13 protein-coding genes are annotated in these 16,682 nt (G+C 64.1%); 3 read left to right on the top strand and 10 right to left on the bottom strand.

Features of this window, described 5'->3' with window-relative positions; all coding sequences use genetic code 11:
- Positions 1 to 2: 2 nt before the first annotated feature.
- Both FIU91_RS09835 and FIU91_RS09830 read right to left on the bottom strand, forming a co-directional pair.
- Complete coding sequence (locus FIU91_RS09835) at positions 3 to 3,722, bottom strand: efflux RND transporter permease subunit (RefSeq protein WP_152462318.1); 3,720 nt, start codon at positions 3,720 to 3,722, stop codon at positions 3 to 5.
- Entirely contained in the window at positions 3,719 to 5,038 is a 1,320-nt protein-coding gene (locus tag FIU91_RS09830; protein WP_152462317.1) for an efflux RND transporter periplasmic adaptor subunit, read from the bottom strand. The genes FIU91_RS09835 and FIU91_RS09830 overlap by 4 nt, the downstream gene beginning before the upstream one ends.
- 276 nt (positions 5,039 to 5,314) lie before the next feature.
- Here FIU91_RS09830 and FIU91_RS09825 point away from each other — a divergent pair, with 276 nt between their 5' ends.
- From FIU91_RS09825 to der, 3 genes are all read left to right on the top strand, one after another.
- Positions 5,315 to 5,971 carry a tetratricopeptide repeat protein gene (locus FIU91_RS09825; RefSeq protein ID WP_093013195.1) on the top strand — a complete coding sequence of 219 codons (657 nt, stop codon included), beginning with the start codon at positions 5,315 to 5,317 and terminating at the stop codon, positions 5,969 to 5,971.
- A 47-nt stretch (positions 5,972 to 6,018) separates the two neighbouring features.
- Entirely contained in the window at positions 6,019 to 7,356 is a 1,338-nt protein-coding gene (locus tag FIU91_RS09820) for a PQQ-like beta-propeller repeat protein (RefSeq protein WP_152462316.1), read from the top strand.
- Between the two features lie 72 nt (positions 7,357 to 7,428).
- Complete coding sequence (der, locus tag FIU91_RS09815; RefSeq protein WP_152462315.1) at positions 7,429 to 8,889, top strand: ribosome biogenesis GTPase Der; 1,461 nt, start codon at positions 7,429 to 7,431, stop codon at positions 8,887 to 8,889.
- 53 nt (positions 8,890 to 8,942) lie between these two features.
- Here the strand turns inward: der and FIU91_RS09810 are convergent, their stop codons facing one another.
- The 8 genes from FIU91_RS09810 to FIU91_RS09775 form a co-directional block, all read right to left on the bottom strand.
- On the bottom strand, positions 8,943 to 9,560 hold the full coding sequence (locus FIU91_RS09810; protein WP_093013186.1) for a TetR/AcrR family transcriptional regulator: 618 nt from the start codon (positions 9,558 to 9,560) through the stop codon (positions 8,943 to 8,945).
- Positions 9,553 to 10,422 (bottom strand): polyphosphate kinase 2, encoded by an 870-nt coding sequence (ppk2, locus tag FIU91_RS09805; RefSeq protein ID WP_152462314.1) that lies wholly within the window; start codon positions 10,420 to 10,422, stop codon positions 9,553 to 9,555. The genes FIU91_RS09810 and ppk2 overlap by 8 nt, the downstream gene beginning before the upstream one ends.
- 65 nt (positions 10,423 to 10,487) lie before the next feature.
- Positions 10,488 to 11,429, bottom strand: a complete 942-nt coding sequence (locus FIU91_RS09800; RefSeq protein ID WP_152463705.1) for an alpha/beta fold hydrolase — start codon at positions 11,427 to 11,429, stop codon at positions 10,488 to 10,490.
- Positions 11,430 to 11,478: 49 nt separating this feature from the next.
- Entirely contained in the window at positions 11,479 to 12,420 is a 942-nt protein-coding gene (gene metA / locus FIU91_RS09795; protein ID WP_152462313.1) for a homoserine O-succinyltransferase, read from the bottom strand.
- 31 nt (positions 12,421 to 12,451) lie between these two features.
- Positions 12,452 to 13,330 carry an ATPase gene (locus FIU91_RS09790; protein ID WP_152462312.1) on the bottom strand — a complete coding sequence of 293 codons (879 nt, stop codon included), beginning with the start codon at positions 13,328 to 13,330 and terminating at the stop codon, positions 12,452 to 12,454.
- Positions 13,331 to 13,391: 61 nt separating this feature from the next.
- On the bottom strand, positions 13,392 to 14,315 hold the full coding sequence (locus FIU91_RS09785) for a DMT family transporter (protein WP_152462311.1): 924 nt from the start codon (positions 14,313 to 14,315) through the stop codon (positions 13,392 to 13,394).
- Positions 14,316 to 14,421: 106 nt separating this feature from the next.
- Entirely contained in the window at positions 14,422 to 15,675 is a 1,254-nt protein-coding gene (locus FIU91_RS09780) for an outer membrane protein transport protein (RefSeq protein ID WP_172974983.1), read from the bottom strand.
- 117 nt (positions 15,676 to 15,792) lie between these two features.
- Positions 15,793 to 16,668 (bottom strand): DMT family transporter, encoded by an 876-nt coding sequence (locus FIU91_RS09775; RefSeq protein ID WP_152463704.1) that lies wholly within the window; start codon positions 16,666 to 16,668, stop codon positions 15,793 to 15,795.
- Positions 16,669 to 16,682 lie beyond the last annotated feature (14 nt).

Here is a 16,682-nt window from a genome sequence, read left to right as displayed (position 1 = left end):
CTCTACTCGGCGGCGCGCAGCGGCAGATCGCGGGGGGCGTCGCCAACCTGGTCCGGGGCCTCTTCCCAGAGGATCGTCGGCGACTTGACGCGCCGCGCCTCGCGGTTGAGCGCCCAGTCCCGCGCCGCCTGGCTCGACCGCCCCATCGACAGCCGTGCGAGAAGCCGAGCGATCCAGCGCGCATAGGTCGTGACCCATACCCGGAGCGCCAGCATCGAGGGCGTGAAGAGCAACGTCAGGAAGGTCGCAATGCCAAGCCCGAAGACGACAGCCGTGGCGAGCTGCTTCCACCACAGCGCGGTCGGGCTGTCGATGGAATAGCCGCCCGCAAAAAAGTCGAGACTGAGCCCGAACATCATCGGCGCAAGGCCCGCCATCGTGGTGATCGTGGTGAGCAGCACCGGGCGGATGCGGTCTTCCGCGGTGCGGATGATCGCCTGGATGCGCGGCATGTACCGCTCGTATTCCTGGTAGGTGTCGATCAGAACGATGTTGTTGTTCACCACGATCCCGGCGAGTGCGACGATCCCGGTGCCGGTCATGATGATCGAGAAGGTCTGGTCCATCACCAGCATCCCGATCAGGACGCCAGTGGTCGACAGAACGACCGCCAGGAGCACGAGCACTGCGTTATAGAAGGAATTGAACTGAGCCAGCAGGATGATGAACATCAGCCCGAGGGCGGCAAGGAAGGCCTGGCCGAGGAAGGCCTGGCTCTCCGCCTGGTCCTCCTGGTCGCCGGTCCATTCCCAGTCGAGCCCCTGACCGAGCGGATTCGCCTCGAGCCACTCGGTAAGGGCAGCGATGCGTTCGTTTGGCGTGATCGGCACCAGCGTCAGCGATGCGCCTTGCAGCCCGCTCTCGACCTCCGAGGCTTCCACTCCGTCGCCAAGCGCGACAATCTCGAAGTCGGCGCCGTTCGCTCCGGTAATACGCGTGCCGCCATCTGGGCTGCCTTCCTCAAGCCCCCTCAGGGTCGCCAGCGTTTCCGGGTCGTCCCCGGTTGTGACCGCCTTGAAGAGGTTCGGCGCGACATCCGCCTTCACATCGAAATAGCGCTTCTGATCGACGCGGCTGATTTCGGCGAGCTTGGCGACGGGCTCGCGGGTGATGAAATTCGACAGCGGCACGAGCCCGTCCGCCGTGCGGACCTTGAGCGTGTCGAGCGTGGAAAGGACGCGGTTCTCCTCGGGCAGGCGCACACGGATGTCGATTTCCTCGTCGGAGCTGTCCACGCGCATCGTGTCGAGCAGAAGTCCGCGCGTCACGAGCTGCACCATTGCGCCGACGGTCGCGACATCCGCGCCGTAGCGGCCGGCCTTTTCAACGTCGACATCGATCTGCCAGTCGATGCCGGGCAGGGGGCGGCTGTCCTCGATGAGGGTCAAGCCCGGCGTGCGGTCGAATTCCTCGCGGGCACGGGTCGTGGCATCGAGGAGTGCGGACCAGTCGTCGCCCTTGATCCGGAGATGCACCGGCTTTGCCGAGGCCGGGCCCATCGCGAGGTTCATCACCTCGGTCTGAATGCCGGGGATCGCGGCGAGCTGTTCGGAGAGTTCCTCGATCACGCGGTCGCCGTCGAGCGCCGGGTCGTCCTTGCGGTCTTCCCAGGGAATCGTTTCGAACTGGACCTGGCCGATCGTGTCTTTCGGCGCTTCCGCTCCGCCCGTGTTGGACGAGAGCCCGCCATCGCCCGCGAATGCGAAGGCGTTGCGCGTGCCGGGATGCGCCATCACGATTTCCTCGGCGCGGGCCACGAGGGCATCCTTCTCCGCGAGGCTGAGATTGCCGCGCGCCCGCACATAGAGGAGCGCCTGCTCCGGCTCGCTTTCCACGAAGAACTCGACGCCGTTATTGTTCTCGCCGAAATAGCTGAAGGTCGTCACGACGAAGGCTCCGACCGCGACGATGGAGACAATGGGGCCGACCGGGTTCGCGACGATCGCGGTGATGAACCAGCCAAAGGGCGAGCGGCGATAGCCCGCGCGAATCCGCTTTTCCTGACGGCGGATCGCGGCGGCGTCCATCACGATCGAGGCGAGAACCGAGAAGATAAGGAACAGCACGACGCCCGGCATCCGGCCCGCCCAGCCCTCTGCCACCGGCGGAAACAGGTAGGCGGGGTTCAGCACCATCATTGCGCCGACGAACAGGCCGAACAGAACGACCGGGACGAGAAGCGCGCGCACGATCCAGGGCAGGGTGCGGCGCAGGGCTTCGGTGGCATTGTTCAGCGTCCGCGAGAAGCGGCCCGTCACGCCGCCCATGACCGGCAGGTAAACGAGCGCGACAACGAGGCTCGCCGACAGAACGAAGATCAGCGTGACCGGCAGCATGCCCATGAACTCGCCCGGCACGCCGGGCCAGAACAGCATGGGCAGGAAGGCGCAGAGCGTGGTCGCGGTAGAGGAGACGACGGGCCAGAACATGCGCTTGGCCGCCTCGACATAGGCGCTCATTGGACCGGAGCCTTCCGAGATGCGCTTGTCGGCATATTCGACGACCACGATCGCGCCATCGACCAGCATCCCGACGGCGAGGATCAGTCCGAACATGACGATGTTGGAGACCGCGACGCCCATGATCGCGAGGAGCACGAAGCAAAGCAGGAACGAAGTCGGGATCGCGAAACCGACAAGGAAGGCGGGCCGCGTGCCGAGCGCCGCGAGAACCACGATCATCACCAGCGCGATCGCGGTCAGGACCGAGCCCTCGAGCTGGCTGACCATCGAGGCGACCTGCCGCGACTGGTCGTTCGAGATGCCCATATCGACGGACGCGCTGAGTTCGGCAGGCCAGTTGGCGCGGGCCTCGGCAATGGTCGCCTCTACCTCGTCCACCGTGTCGATGATGTTGAAACCCTTGCGTTTGACGACTTGCAGAGCCACCGAATTCTCGCCGTCGAACCGGGCAGTCGAGGTGCGGTCCTCGAAGGTCAGGTTGATCCGCGCGATATCGCCGAGCGTCACGACCCGGTCGCCATTCGTCTTGACCGGCAGATCGTAGACATCCCGGGCATCGGAGAAGCTCGACGGGATCTTGACGGAGAACGCGCCGTTCTCGGTCTCGACCTCGCCTGCGGCGATAAGCTGGTTGTTGTTCTGGACCGCGTTGATGAGATCGCTCGCGGTGACGTTGTAGCTTTCGAGCCGGAGCGGATCGATCACGACTTCCAGCATCTCGTCGCGGTCCCCGGCGATGGCCGCCTCTAGGATCGGGTCGAGCCCTTCGAGCCGATCCTGCAGATCGCGCGCGACCTGCACGATGGTGCGCTCTGGCACCTGGCCTGTCAGGTTGACGATGACGATGGGAAATTCGGAGAAATTGATCTCGTTGATCGAATATTGCTCCGCGCCGCTCGGGAACTGGGCTTCGGCGTTCGACATCGCATCGCGGACATCGGCCATGATCTTCGTCTTGTCCCAGCCGAACTCGAATTCGAGCGCGACGCCCGCATAGCCTTCGGCGGCGGTCGAGGACATCCGGTCGAGCCCGTCCAGATCGACAAGCTCCGTCTCCATCGGCTTGACGAGCAGCGTCTCGCTGTCCTCCGCCGAGATGCCGGGGAAGGGCACCGACACGAAGAGAGCCGGAATCTCGATATCGGGCTCGCCTTCTTTCGGCAGGGTGACGTAGGCGAAGGCCCCGGCGATCAGCGACAGCGCGATGAAGGCCAGGACCATCCGCGCTCGGGACGCGGCCCAGTCGACGATGCCGGTCACTGGATGATCTCCTCGTAGGAGGGCGCGACGGCGACGCCGTCGGTCACGTATTCCTGGCCGAGGAGGATCACGTCCACCGTCTCGGGCAGGCCGCCCACATAGATGCCGCGCGCGGTGTCGCGTAGGATCTCGACCGGCATGAAGAGGGCCGTGTCCTCCTCCGAGACGGTACGCACGCCGATCTGGCCGTCATCGTTCAGCGTCATCGCCGATTGCGGCAACAGATGCGCGAGCTCGCCCTCGGCCTCGATCACGATCTCGGCGGTCTGTCCGGCGGAAATGCCGAGCCCTTCATTGGGCGCGGTCACCTCGACACGGAACGTGCGGGTCAGCGGATCGGCGGAGCGCGAGACGAAGGTCACGCGCCCCTCGATATCGCCGCCCTCGGTGAGCCGGGCACCGGCGCGGGCGCCGACCTCTATCCGTCCGACTTCGGTCTCGGGCACGAAGCCGACGAGCTTGATCGGGTCGAGCTGCAGGATCGTGGCGCAGGGTGCGCCTCCCATACCGCCCGATTGCATGAGCGCGCCAAGCTCCGCGGTGTCGCTTTCCAGCAGCCCCGCGAAGGGGGCCTTTATCGTGGTTTTCTCAAGCTCGTCCTCGGCGCGGGCCACCGCGGCCTCGGCGCTTTCGATGGAGGCCTTGCTGCTTTCAAGACCGGAGCGGGCCGCCTCGAGCCCGGCGCGGGCGCTCGATAGGGCCGCTTCGGCCGACCGGACGCCTGCCGTGGTCGAGGCCACGCGGGTCTCCGATGCGAAGCCGCTCTCGGACAGCCTGTTCGCCGCGTTGGCGTTGATATTGGCCTCGTTGAGTGCCGCTTCGGCTTCGGCGACGCGCGCCTCGGCTTCGGGAATGCGGGATTCGGCCTCGGGGACGCGCGCCCTGGCGTCGGCAAGCGCCGCTTCGGCTTCGGCAAGACTGACTTCGCGCGTGCCTGGATCGAGACGGCAAAGCACTTCGCCCTCTTCGACGAAAGCCCCCTTCCGCAAGGGTTCCGAAACGACACGGCCCGTCGTCTCGGACATCACGTCGACCATGCGCGCGGCTTCGGTCTCACCGCGGACGAGCACCTGCGCGTCGATTTCCTGCGCCTGGCTGGTGCGCGCCATAACCTTGATCGCGCCATCGGGTGCCTCATTGGCCGGCACGTCAACTTCTGTCGCCGCCTCTTCTGTGTCCACGGCGCCGGCGGTGGGTGCCTCTTCGGCACCCGGTGCGGCCTGCCGCGCGAATTCCAAAAGCCGGTCGCGTTCGATGACCACGCCGTAAAGAATGGCAGCGACCACCAGCGCGGTCAGGATGGGAAGAAGTCGCATGAGTATCGTCGTCCTGAAAGTGGCAGCGGCCCTATCGGGCGTAAATCATCAAAGTCGCTCTTGCGCAAATACGCTGAACTGATGAGTTTAGATTAGTGGCGCCGCAACCTTGCTTCAAGATCCGGGTCTGTTTTCACGCGTGCGTGAGGCGAAAAGGACCGCGATTGCTCTCATTTGTCGCAAGAAAACCACGCCCGGACGGCGTGCTTGTGAGGTTCGGGCGCGGCGTGTATGCACGCACCGCAAATGCCACAGAGAGCAGGGAGGCCGCAGGCCGTGAGCAATAACGACAGCTTCATCGATGAAGTGACCGAAGAGGTCCGGCGCGAACGGCTCTACTCCTACATGCGCCGTTATGGCTGGATCGCGATCCTTGTCGTTGTGCTGATCGTCGGCGGCGCGGCTTGGCGCGAATGGTCGGGCGCGCAAAGGCAGGCGCAGGCGCAGGCCTTCGGCTCGTCGATCCTGCGGGCGCTCGAGACAGAGAATGCCGAAGAGCGAGCGGCAGCACTGGCAGAGATCGAGGCGCCGAATGCCGGCGCAGAGGCGATGCTCAACATGATCGAGGCCGGGCAAAGCGCCGAGGCAGGCCAGACCGAAGCCGCCATCGAGGCCCTCGAGGCGGTCGCGACCAACAGCGATGCCGCCGAGATCTACCGCAATATCGCGAGCTTCAAGGCCCTGACCGAAGGCGCCGCGACAATGGATGCGGCCGAGCGCCGCCAAGGCTTCGAGGCCTTGGCCCAGGGGGGCAATCCCTTGCGCCTTCTGGCTGCCGAGCAATTGGCGCTGATCGAGATCGAGACGGGTAACCGCGAGGCGGCGCTCGAGCGGTTGAACGCGATCCTCACCGATTCCGAGGTGACGCAGGGCTTGCGCCAGCGGGCGTCTCAGTTGATTGTTGCGCTCGGGGGCGAGCTCGGCACCGGCTAGGATCCCGTCTCGCGGGAACGAACAAGACGACGAACGAGGGCTGAGGCGTGCGGAAAACGACGATACTTGCGGGGCTTGCGGGCCTGACATTCCTTGCGGCCTGCACCGAGCGGGAAGCGATCCTTCCCGGCGAACGCCTGGGCTTGCGCGAGGTGCTGACGACGGGCGCTGCGGATCCTTACCGTTACGAGCCACCGGCCAATTCGAGCCGGGCCGCGAGCCTGCCTGCCGCACAAGTGAATGCCGCCTGGTCGCAAAGCGCCGTATCGCCTGCGTTCCGCACCACGCATGCACAGCTCTCCCTGCCGCTCTCGCCGGTCTGGTCGAATAATATCGGCGCAGGCGACGGCCGGAAGGTGCGGCTCAACGTCGATCCGGTCACGGATGGTGCGCGCATCTACACGATGTCCTCCGATTTCACCGTGATGGCGACGGCAAATAACGGAGCGACGGTCTGGTCCCGCTCCCTGGTGCCGCCACGCGACCGGGAAAGCCAGGCGCAGGGCGGCGGTCTCGCCGTTGCAAACGGCGTCCTTTACGTCTCCACGGGCTTTGGCACCCTGACTGCGCTCGATGCGGGCTCGGGTGGACAGATCTGGGAGCAGGACCTGAACGCGACCGCGACGGGCGCGCCGACTGTGTCGAACGGGCTTGTCTACGTCACCTCGGGCGACAACAACGCCTGGGCGATCGAGGCGGATGATGGCCGCGTCCGCTGGGAATTCGAAGGTCTTTCGGGCGACATCAACAACGTTGCCGGCGCACCGGCCCCGGCGCTCGGCGGGGATCGCGTCGTCTTCTCCTTCGGGTCGGGCACGATGCAATCGACCTTCCAGCAGGGCGGTCTGTCGCTTTGGTCCGCCGATCTGGCCGGACGGCGCACCGGGCGGGCGATCTCCTCGGTCGACGATATCTCGGGCGATCCGCTGATTGCGGGCGACACGGTCTATGCCGGCAGCCATTCGGGGCGGTTCGCGGCCTTCGATCTCTTCTCGGGCGAGCGTCGCTGGACCATCCAGGAAGGCGCTCTGGACATGCCTTGGGCAGCCGGGGACTCCGTCTACTTCGTCTCGGATCTCAACGAGCTTGTCCGCGTGGATGCGGCGACCGGCGAACGGGTCTGGGCAGTCGATCTGCCGGGTTGGGTGCCGACCCGACGCCCCATGAGCCGGCGCGACAAGTCTTACGCCAATCACGGACCGATCCTCGTCGGTGGTCATCTCGCCGTTGCCTCATCGGACGGTCTGATCCGGTACTTCCGGCCGTCGGACGGCGCGCTTGCGGGATCGACCGAAATCCCCGGCGGTGCCACCACGCGGCCTATCGTGGCGGGCGGCACGATGTATGTCGTCTCGCGCAAGGGTACGCTGCACGCCTTCCGCTGACCCCTTTCCCCGCGCGCTGAAATGGATTAGGTCGCGCATCTCCTGACGCGACCTTTTCGAGGCTGCCCGCCCATGTCCTTCAAACTCGCCATCGTTGGCCGCCCCAATGTGGGCAAATCCACGCTGTTCAACCGGCTTGTGGGCAAGCGCCTTGCGCTGGTGGACGACCAGCCCGGTGTGACGCGCGATCTGCGCGAAGGCGAAGCGCGGCTGGGTGACATCAACTTCATCGCGGTCGATACTGCGGGGCTTGAAGATGCGACCGACGACTCGCTCGAAGGCCGGATGCGGCGGCTGACCGAACGCGCGGTCGAGGATGCCGATGTGTGCCTCTTCATGATCGATGCGCGCACCGGCATCACGCCCGTCGACGAGATCTTCGCGGACATCCTGCGTAAACGTGCGGATCAGGTCATTCTCGTGGCGAACAAGGCCGAAGGGCGCGCCGCCGAGGCGGGTGTGCTCGAGGCCTGGAACCTCGGTCTTGGCGAGCCGCTGGCGATTTCAAGCGAGCACGGGGAGGGGATGCCGGATCTCTATTCCGCGCTCCTGCCGATCTCTGAGCGTTTCGAGACCGCGCTGAGCGCCGCAGAGGCCGCCGAGCCGGAGGTGAGCCTGCCGGTCTCCGAAGAGGCCGACGAAGCCGTGCCGGTCCCGACGGATGAAAAGCCGTTGCAGGTCGCGGTGGTAGGCCGGCCCAATGCGGGCAAGTCGACCCTTATCAACAAGCTCTTGGGCGAGGACCGCCTTCTGACCGGCCCCGAAGCGGGGATCACCCGCGATGCCATCTCTCTGCAGCTCGACTGGCAGGGCACGCCGACGCGGATCTTCGATACGGCGGGGATGCGCAAGAAGGCCAAGGTGCAGGACAAGCTCGAGAAGCTCTCGGTCTCGGATGGTCTGCGCGCGGTAAAGTTCGCCGAGGTCGTGATCGTCGTTCTCGATGCCGCGATCCCGTTCGAGCAGCAGGATCTTCGGATTGCGGACCTCGCCGAGCGAGAAGGCCGCGCGGTCGTTGTCGCGGTCAACAAGTGGGATCTCGAGGACGAAAAGAACGAGAAGCTCGCCGCGATGAAGGAAGCCTTCGAACGGCTTCTGCCACAGCTGCGCGGCGCGCCGCTCGTCACGGTGTCGGCCAAGACGGGGCGCGGGCTCGACCGGCTGCATGCAGCGGTGATGAAGGCGCATGACGTCTGGAACCGGCGTATCTCCACGGCGCGGCTGAACCGCTGGCTCGGTGCGATGGTCGAGGCGCATCCGCCCCCGGCACCGCAGGGCCGCAGGATCAAGCTGCGCTACATGACGCAAGCGAAGACGCGCCCGCCGCATTTCGTGGTGATGTGCTCTCACCCGGACAAGATCCCGGACAGCTATTCACGCTATCTCGTCAACGGGTTACGCATCGACTTTGACATGCCGGGCACACCCATTCGACTTGTCATGCGCGGTCAGGGTGACCGGAACCCCTATAAAGGGCGCAAGGTGAAGAACGCTGGCGCACTCAAGAAGCACCTGGGAAAGAACAAGGGGTGAGCCAAGATATTATTGGATAATAATATCTTGGCGTATGCGGCTCATGTTTCGCATCAATTGTCGGGCGGAATGAGCCCGAGGCCGCGCAGATAAACCCCGATCCCGGTTTCCAGAAGCTGGTCCGCGGGAAACGGCGACTTGTTGCCCGGAGAGTTTCGCGCGAACAGCTCCACCACCCCGTGGCACATGGCCCAGATATGCGCCGAGAACATCTGGGCCGGAGGACGCCTGTCTGCAGGAATGTGCTGCGAAAGATCCGCAGCGGCGCGTTCGAGCACGCCCCAGGCGCGATTGGCAACCTGCGCGAGCGCGGGAGACTGGTTCACGGAGACGCCGGATTCGAACATCGCGATGTAGTGGCCTGGATAGCGCCGCGCGAAAGCGAGATACGCCTCGCCGGTGGCTTCGAAAGCGGCCAGCGCCGAGGGTTGGCGGGAATTGTAGGCGTATTCCATCACGTCCACGAAGATCTCGTAGCCTTGCCGGGCCGCTTCCGCGATCAGCGCCTCGCGCCCATCGAAATGGCGGTACACCGCGGCTGGCGTGACACCCGCGCGCTTTGCCGCCTCGCTGAGGGTGAAGCCGGTCGGTCCGCGCTCCTCGATGAGCCCGAGTGCCGCTTCGACAAGCGCCTGTTTGAGATTGCCATGATGATAGCCGCGCTTAGTCATTCCAGATGTCACGCCCACCGCAGATCTTGGCATCGACGACGCCAAGGGCCTTTTCGTCCTTCTGATCGTAGTCGAGGCCCGACAGAACGTGCCGGATCGCGTTGATCCGCGCACGGCGCTTGTCGTCTGTGCGGATCACCGTCCAAGGCGCGTGAGGCGTGTCCGTGCGCTCCAGCGTTTCGCGGATCGCGTCGCTGTAGGCGTCCCATTTTTTCAGCCCTTCGACATCGATCCAGGAGAGTTTCCAGTGTTTTAGCGGATCATTCTCACGTTCGAGAAAGCGGCGGAGCTGTTCGCCGCGTCCGACATTGAGCCAAAGCTTGGTAAGACGAATCCCGTCATTGACGAGCATCCGTTCGAAATCGGGGACTTGCCGGAAGAAAAGCTCGCGCTCCTCGGGCGTGCAGAACCCGAAGACATGCTCCACGACGCCGCGGTTATACCAGGAGCGGTCGAAGAACACGATCTCTCCGGCGGCGGGCAGGTGCTCTACGTAGCGCTGGAAGTACCACTGGCTCGCCTCGGTATCGGATGGCTTGGACAGCGCCACGATACGCGCGCCACGCGGATTAAGGTTCTCGCGGAAGCGCTTGATCGTGCCGCCTTTTCCGGCAGCATCCCGTCCTTCGAAGACGATGGCGATGCGCTGGCCGGTCGCCTTGACCCAGGCCTGCATTTTCACAAGCTCGATCTGCAGTGCCTCGAGCGCCTCCTCGTACGCGTCCTTATCCATCCGCTCGTCATAGGGATAAGAGGGATCGAGCATGTCGTCCTTCTTGGCTCCATCGAGGGCGCGGCGCAGATCATCGGGCGCGTCCTGTTCGTGAAACGCGCTGATCGCACCGTCGAAGGGTGTGGACATGTGTGGCCTCCGCAAGTCGCTCGGGTCTGGCGACTATGGAATGTGAAAAGGTTTAACGCAAACGTCTAGCGCAGACCTGCGCGCGCCGCTACGCGGTCGATGGCCGCTTCCACCGCTTCGGGGGCCCAGTGATGCGGCATGTGTCCGATCCCCTCGAGAAGCGTGAGATTACTGTTTGGAAGGAGGTTGTGCAGCGGCTCCGCATGAACCTGGGGCGGCACCACCTCATCGGCAGCACCATGCACGATCTCAACCGGCACGGTGACCGTCTCGTAGCGGGGGGCCATCTCGCTGACCTGTTCGTGCAGGTTATTGACCTGACGCGCATTGGCGCGGATCGCGGTCTGTTTCAGCGTAAGGCCTGGCCCCACATAGTCGAGATACCCCTCGGGCACGGGCTGCGGCTCGAAAATCGCCTCGGTGACAGTGTCGATGCGGCTCCGCGTCGCGAAGGCGGTGGCGATCGGCGCGATGATCGCGCCGCCGAGCGACGATCCGAGAAGCCTGTATTGCGCGCCAAGCCCGCCCGACCAGGGGATCGTCGCGCCGGAGACGACCACCAGCGCGGCGGGCTCGTATTCGAGACCCCAGGCCATCGCCACCGCGCCGCCATAGGAATGACCGAGCACGATGGGCCGCTCAACACCCAGTTTCTCGGCCGCTTGCTTGAGCATCAGCGCCTGTTCGTAGGGCGTTTCTGCATCGCTGTTGAACGCCCCCTCGACGCGCGCATTGGCGCGGTCCGTATAGCCGAGACCGGGGCGGTCGAAGACGGTGACGCGGTAGCGATCCTTCACGCGGTCGGCGAATGAGAAGGTAAAGTCCCGCACATTGCCGCTCGCACCGTGGATCAGCACGAGATCCGGGCCGGAACCTGTCTGGAAGGCGTGAACGCGGCGGCCATTCTCAAGCGTGACGAACTCTCCGATGGGCGGCCATGTCTCGGTTGTCTCGTCGTTGCGCGAGGATGCCGTTGTGCCGACCGCGGCGCAGGCCGCGAGCGTCATCAGCGCGGCCCCGGTGAGGAACTTGGAAAACAAAGACAATGGGTTACGCCTACTTTCTCAGGTCGGTGACGGAGCTGCCGATCTCGGACATGTCGTATGGAGTGGTCAGGTAAATCTCGGAAATCCAGTTTCCATAAAGAAGATGCGCGTGACTGCGCCAGCGGTTTTGCGGCGTCCTGGTCGGATCGTCGCCCGGATAGTAATTCGCCGGGACATTGATCGCTTTGCCCTGGCTCACGTCGCGGTCGTACTCCTCCTTGAGCGTGCCGGAATCGTATTCGAGATGATTGAAGATATAGAGCGCGTGATGCTCCAGGTCTTCCACCAGGCAGGGGCCGGTCTCCTCACTGTCGATCAGAATATCGAGACCGGCGGCCGCGATATCCTCGCGGCGGATTTCGGTCCAGCGTGAGACAGGCATCACCATATCGTCCGAGAAACCGCGCAGATAGGGCGAAGCCGGGGCCTTGTTGGAATGGCGGATACAGCCGAAGGCCTTGGCCTCGAGCATGTGCTTCGGCACGCCGTGGAAATGATTGATCATCGCCATCCCGCCCCAGCAGACACCCATCGTCGCGTGCACGTTGGTCTGCGTCCAGTCGAAGACGCGGGTGAGCTCCTCCCAATAGGTGACGTCGCCGTAATCGAGATGCTCGATCGGTGCGCCGGTGATGATGAGCCCGTCAAATTTCTCGTCCGTTGCGGCGACCTCTTCGAAGGGCCGGTAGAAGCTTTCCATGTGATCGGCGGCGGTGTTGCGCGTCTCGTGGCTCGTCATGCGGATGAGTGACAGCTCGATCTGAAGCGGCGTCGCACCGATCAGGCGGGCGAATTGCGTCTCCGTCTGGATCTTCTTGGGCATGAGGTTCAGAAGCCCGATCCGCAAAGGCCGGATGTCCTGCTGGTCCGCTGCATCCTCGCCCATGACCATGACACCCTCGCGGCCGAGAACGTCATAGGCGGGCAGGGTGCGGGGCAGCTTGATGGGCATGGGAACCTCGGGGTCTGTGGAGAGACCGGAGTTAAGCGCCTTTCGCCCGATCCTCAAGAGCGCGGGCGATGACGTCGACAAACCCCGCCTCCGAGCGCACCTCGGCCATGTCTTCCGCCCGGACCGTCACGCCCCAGTTTCGTGCCATCTCGGCATAGAGCGGCTGCCGATGAGCCAGGGCCTGCGCGTAGGTCCAGCGAATGAAGGCGTCCGGATCGACCTTGTCGGATGCAACCTGCATCTGCATCAGGTAATCGGACCAGGCCCGTTCAAGAAACTCCGGCTGATAGGCCATCGGCTTCGGCGCGCGGTCGAAACGGCGGATGAGCTCTTCAGTATGGGCATCAGAGCCTTCGATCCAAACGATCAGACAGCGTTTGGAAAGCTCCGACAGGATCGGATCCCTGGGATCGGCCGGATCGACCCACTCGCAGATCGACCCGCCGGTATCGCAGACGAAATGCGGATACCCATACAGATCCCGCGCCCGATCGATGAAATAGCCGGTATCGAGCAGCGCTTGCATCTCTGCGCGGCGGAACTGCTCCTGCCGGAGGCGGTAGGTGTCGATATCCATGCCCCCGAGCGCCGGATCGCCAGGCTTGCCGAGATAGGTGGAGACGGGCGCGAGATTGTCGAAGGTGATGTTGGAGCCGATATAGATCGAATCCGAGAGCAGAAGTTCTTTCAGGAACGGGTTCTTCATCGCCTCGCGCTTGGCATTGTCGGCGATGTATTCGCCCATGTAGCGGGTGCCGATGCGGTAATCGATCGAGTAATGAAACCAGTCGCCTTCGCCGCGCAGGATGTTGGCGACATGCGTCTTGCCGAGCCCGGACATCGCGAAAAGGAGGACGTGCTTTTCGGCCGCTCCGCGCCAATCATCCGCAGTCTCGTAGAGTAGCGCCATTTCGCGGTGCCTCGTGTCGTGCTCATCGTTCGGCGATGGGTAAAGAGCGGCGCGTGAGGCGTCAAATCTTTCCCGCATGGCGTGCTCGCAGCCACCGCGCTGCGCGACCGTCGAGCACCAGGAGCCCCAGGCCAAGAAGCGCGAAGCCAGAGAAGGCGGTCGGCTCCAGCCGTTCGTCGCGCACCCAGGCGCCGAGCGTGATGGCAACCGGCGGGATCAGCAGCGTGACGAGCATCAGGTTGGAGGCACCGGCCATTTTCAGGATGCGGTAATAGAGCAAGTACGCAAAGGCCGTCGCGACGAGCGCGTAATACAGCACCGACACGATGGTTCTCGGGGCCATCGCGAGCTGCGGCACGCCTTCGGTCGAGAGCATCAGCGGTGTCATGACCGCGCTCGCCCCCGTGAGCATCAGCGCCGCGGCCACCTCGGGCGACACGCCGCTCAGGTGCCGACGTCCCCAGACACTGGCAAGCGCGTAAGACAGCGTGCCCGCTACCACGGCGATCTGGCCAAGATCGGCGACGGAGATCCCGTCGAGCACATCAGGGCCGATGGCCAGGATAACGCCCGCAAAGCCGAGGCTCACGCCAGCGATCTTGCGCGGTGTCAGGCGTTCGTCGGCAAAGACCAGCGCCGCGATCAGCGCCCCCCAGACGGCGGTCGTGGCATTCAGGATCGAGGTCAGCCCGGTGGGGATATGGAGTTGCCCCCAGGCCATGAGCGAGAAAGGCAGCACGTTGTTGAGCAGCCCCATGACCAGCCCCGCCCGCCAGAGCGCTGCGCCGCGCGGCAGCGCCAGCCCGCGCGCCCAGATCCAGACCCAGAGCGCAAGCGCGGCAAGGCTCACACGGAAGAAGACCGAGGTCAGCGGCCCGATTTCGTCGAGCGCGGTGCGGATCGCAAGGAACGAGCCGCCCCAGATCAGCGCGAGAAGAAGAAGCTCGGCCCAGGCGCGCGCGGATATGTCGGTCTGCGGTGTCATGAGGCATGTCTAGGCGCGGTGCGAGGCTGCCGCGATCCGAAACCTGCGCAAAGAAAAACGCCCGGCCGTGTCTGGCCGGGCGTCAAGTCTCTCAAGCGAGCCGCGCTTAGAAGGTCACTTCTGCGCGCAGGCCGATGCCGACGGCGTGGTTGTCTTCGAAGCTCGCAACAGCGTTGCCGCCCACTTCCGCGTCCGCATCGCCGACCCAGGAGTAGTTCAGACCGCCGGAGATGTTCATGTTGCCGTTGGTGTAGCGTCCACCGACGGAGAGCCCCCAAAGACCGTTCGTCGGCCCGAGCGGCGAGACGAGATCGTCGCCCTTCGGCTCATAGATGATCGTCGCCGAGCCCGAGAGCTCTTCGGAGAAGGCGCGGCCAAGGCCGAGCGTGTAGCGGTGACCATCTTCGAGGTTCACGAGGTCGCGGCCGAGTTCTTCTGGAACCAAGTCAACTTCGGAAAACTGAGTCCAACGATAGCTTCCGAGGAGAAGCGTGCCCGGTGCGATACCGGTTTGGAACTCCAAATTGAATGATGCCGGCGTGACATAGTCAATATCGCTGTCGAAGCTTGCGCCGAAAACCTCTTCGGTAATATCAGCCTCATGCTCGATTTCGAAATGATATGTGCCGGCAATACGCAGGGCGATATCCGGACGTTCATAGGCGGCACCGATCAGGTAGCCGGGCTGCGTGTCCTGATCCATGCGGAATTTGTAGCCGTCATTGATCGCGAAGTTGGCGGACTGGGTGCTAACTTGCGCCCCGAGCGCTTGCACCGTTGTGAGACCACCGAGCTCTGCCACCGATGCCGGGTCGCCCTGGAGCGCTGCGCCGAGCGTTTCAGACGAAACGCCGGCACCTTCAGCAACCGCCGCCACTGAAAGCGCATTTCGATAAGCAATACCGTTCAGATCGACGTCAGCCTCAACCCGCTGCGCCTTGATACCTGCGAACACACTGAAGTTCTCGTTAAACCGATACCGACCGACAAACGTGACCGCGTTGCTGTCGAGATCGGCGGCGGTCCCGCCGAGGTTCGACGCAGTCGGATCAGCGCCGTAATCGATATCGACGCCGTAAGGCTGATCGAGAATGACCGAGTAGTTGAAGGCCGAGTTCACCGCATTGGTATAGCTCAAACCGATTACCGAATAGTTCTCGCCGACGCTGTCATCATAATCGCCGGGGCCACCGATATCTTCACCCGTCAGGCTCGGCATCACGTAGCCGAAGCTCAGGCTGGCCGTGTTGTCAGTTGCAAAAATCGGTGCGATCGACTGACCCGAGCGGTCGAGCCCCGCGGCATGTGCCGACGCTGCCGAAATGGCCAGCGCGGACGCGCTCAAAAGTGCATATTTCATGGTGTTCCTCATCCCTTCGGAGACTCCTCCTGTGCTCACGCTACAACCCGGGAGGGAATCGCGGCAAATCTGACCCCGCGTCAGGCTGACGCAGAGCGCCGTAACGTCACTATTCTGTCACAGGGCGGGAACGGGCTTTCGGCGGGTCTCGGACCAGATGTTGTAGTAATTCGCCGCGAAGATCACGGCGGCACCCGCGAGCACGAACGGATCGAGGACTTCGGAGTAAAGAAGCCAGCCCACCAGCGCGATGAGCGGCAGGCGCGTGAAGTCGATCGGCATGACGACGGTGGCCGGGGCGAGGCTCAGCGCGGTCGTCAGGCAGTAATGCGCAACGAGGCCCGCCATCGCGATCAGCGCCACCCAGGGCCAGCTTTCCGCAGAGGGTAGGGCGATGTCACCATCGAAACCGGCGCAGAGAACGCCAAGGGCTGCCTGCATGACCGTCAGCCAGAAAAGGATCGACACGATACTCTCGGTGCGCGTCAGGCGACGCGTGAAAACAGCGGAGCCTGCGAATCCGGCTGCCGCGCCCGCCGCGGCCACAAGCCCCCAATCGAAGGTTTCTGGAGAGGGACGCGTGACGATCAGGACGCCGAGGAAACCCGCCAGAGCCGCGATGCCGCGGGTTTTCGTCAACTTCTCTCCGAGCACAAGCGGCGAGAGCAACATCACCCAGATCGGCGAGGTGAATTCCAGCGCGAAGACCTGGGCGAGCGGGATCACCGTGATCGCATAGAACCACAGGTTTTGGCCCGTGAAGTGACTGATATTGCGGATAAGATGCAGCCCCATCCGTTGCGCGCGGATCTCGCGGCGGCGCCCGGTCAGCGACGACAGCGCCAAGACGATGCCGATCCCGATCAGCGACCGGAAGAGCATGATTTCGAACGTGTCGAGTTCGAAGCTGACTTCCCGTCCGGCAATCGCCATCGAGATGAACGAGGCGATCGCGCCCGTCATCCAGAGCGTGGCGCGGAGGGTGTCGTTCATCATGGGTGCGGCGG

Origin of the sequence: Roseivivax sp. THAF30, from assembly GCF_009363575.1 — a bacterium.
Lineage (GTDB): Bacteria > Pseudomonadota > Alphaproteobacteria > Rhodobacterales > Rhodobacteraceae > Roseivivax > Roseivivax halotolerans.
This window is presented reverse-complemented; position numbering and strand designations above follow the sequence as displayed.

What these genes read in the sequence shown, in the direction of transcription:
- FIU91_RS09830 (WP_152462317.1), bottom strand. Translation starts at nt 5,038, where the DNA reads ATGCGACTTCTTCCCATCCTGACCGCGCTGGTGGTCGCTGCCATTCTT.
- der (WP_152462315.1), top strand. Translation starts at nt 7,429, where the DNA reads ATGTCCTTCAAACTCGCCATCGTTGGCCGCCCCAATGTGGGCAAATCC.
- FIU91_RS09810 (WP_093013186.1), bottom strand. Translation starts at nt 9,560, where the DNA reads ATGACTAAGCGCGGCTATCATCATGGCAATCTCAAACAGGCGCTTGTC.
- ppk2 (WP_152462314.1), bottom strand. Translation starts at nt 10,422, where the DNA reads ATGTCCACACCCTTCGACGGTGCGATCAGCGCGTTTCACGAACAGGAC.
- FIU91_RS09800 (WP_152463705.1), bottom strand. Translation starts at nt 11,429, where the DNA reads ATGACGCTCGCGGCCTGCGCCGCGGTCGGCACAACGGCATCCTCGCGC.
- metA (WP_152462313.1), bottom strand. Translation starts at nt 12,420, where the DNA reads ATGCCCATCAAGCTGCCCCGCACCCTGCCCGCCTATGACGTTCTCGGC.
- FIU91_RS09790 (WP_152462312.1), bottom strand. Translation starts at nt 13,330, where the DNA reads ATGGCGCTACTCTACGAGACTGCGGATGATTGGCGCGGAGCGGCCGAA.
- FIU91_RS09785 (WP_152462311.1), bottom strand. Translation starts at nt 14,315, where the DNA reads ATGACACCGCAGACCGACATATCCGCGCGCGCCTGGGCCGAGCTTCTT.
- FIU91_RS09780 (WP_172974983.1), bottom strand. Translation starts at nt 15,675, where the DNA reads ATGAAATATGCACTTTTGAGCGCGTCCGCGCTGGCCATTTCGGCAGCG.
- FIU91_RS09775 (WP_152463704.1), bottom strand. Translation starts at nt 16,668, where the DNA reads ATGAACGACACCCTCCGCGCCACGCTCTGGATGACGGGCGCGATCGCC.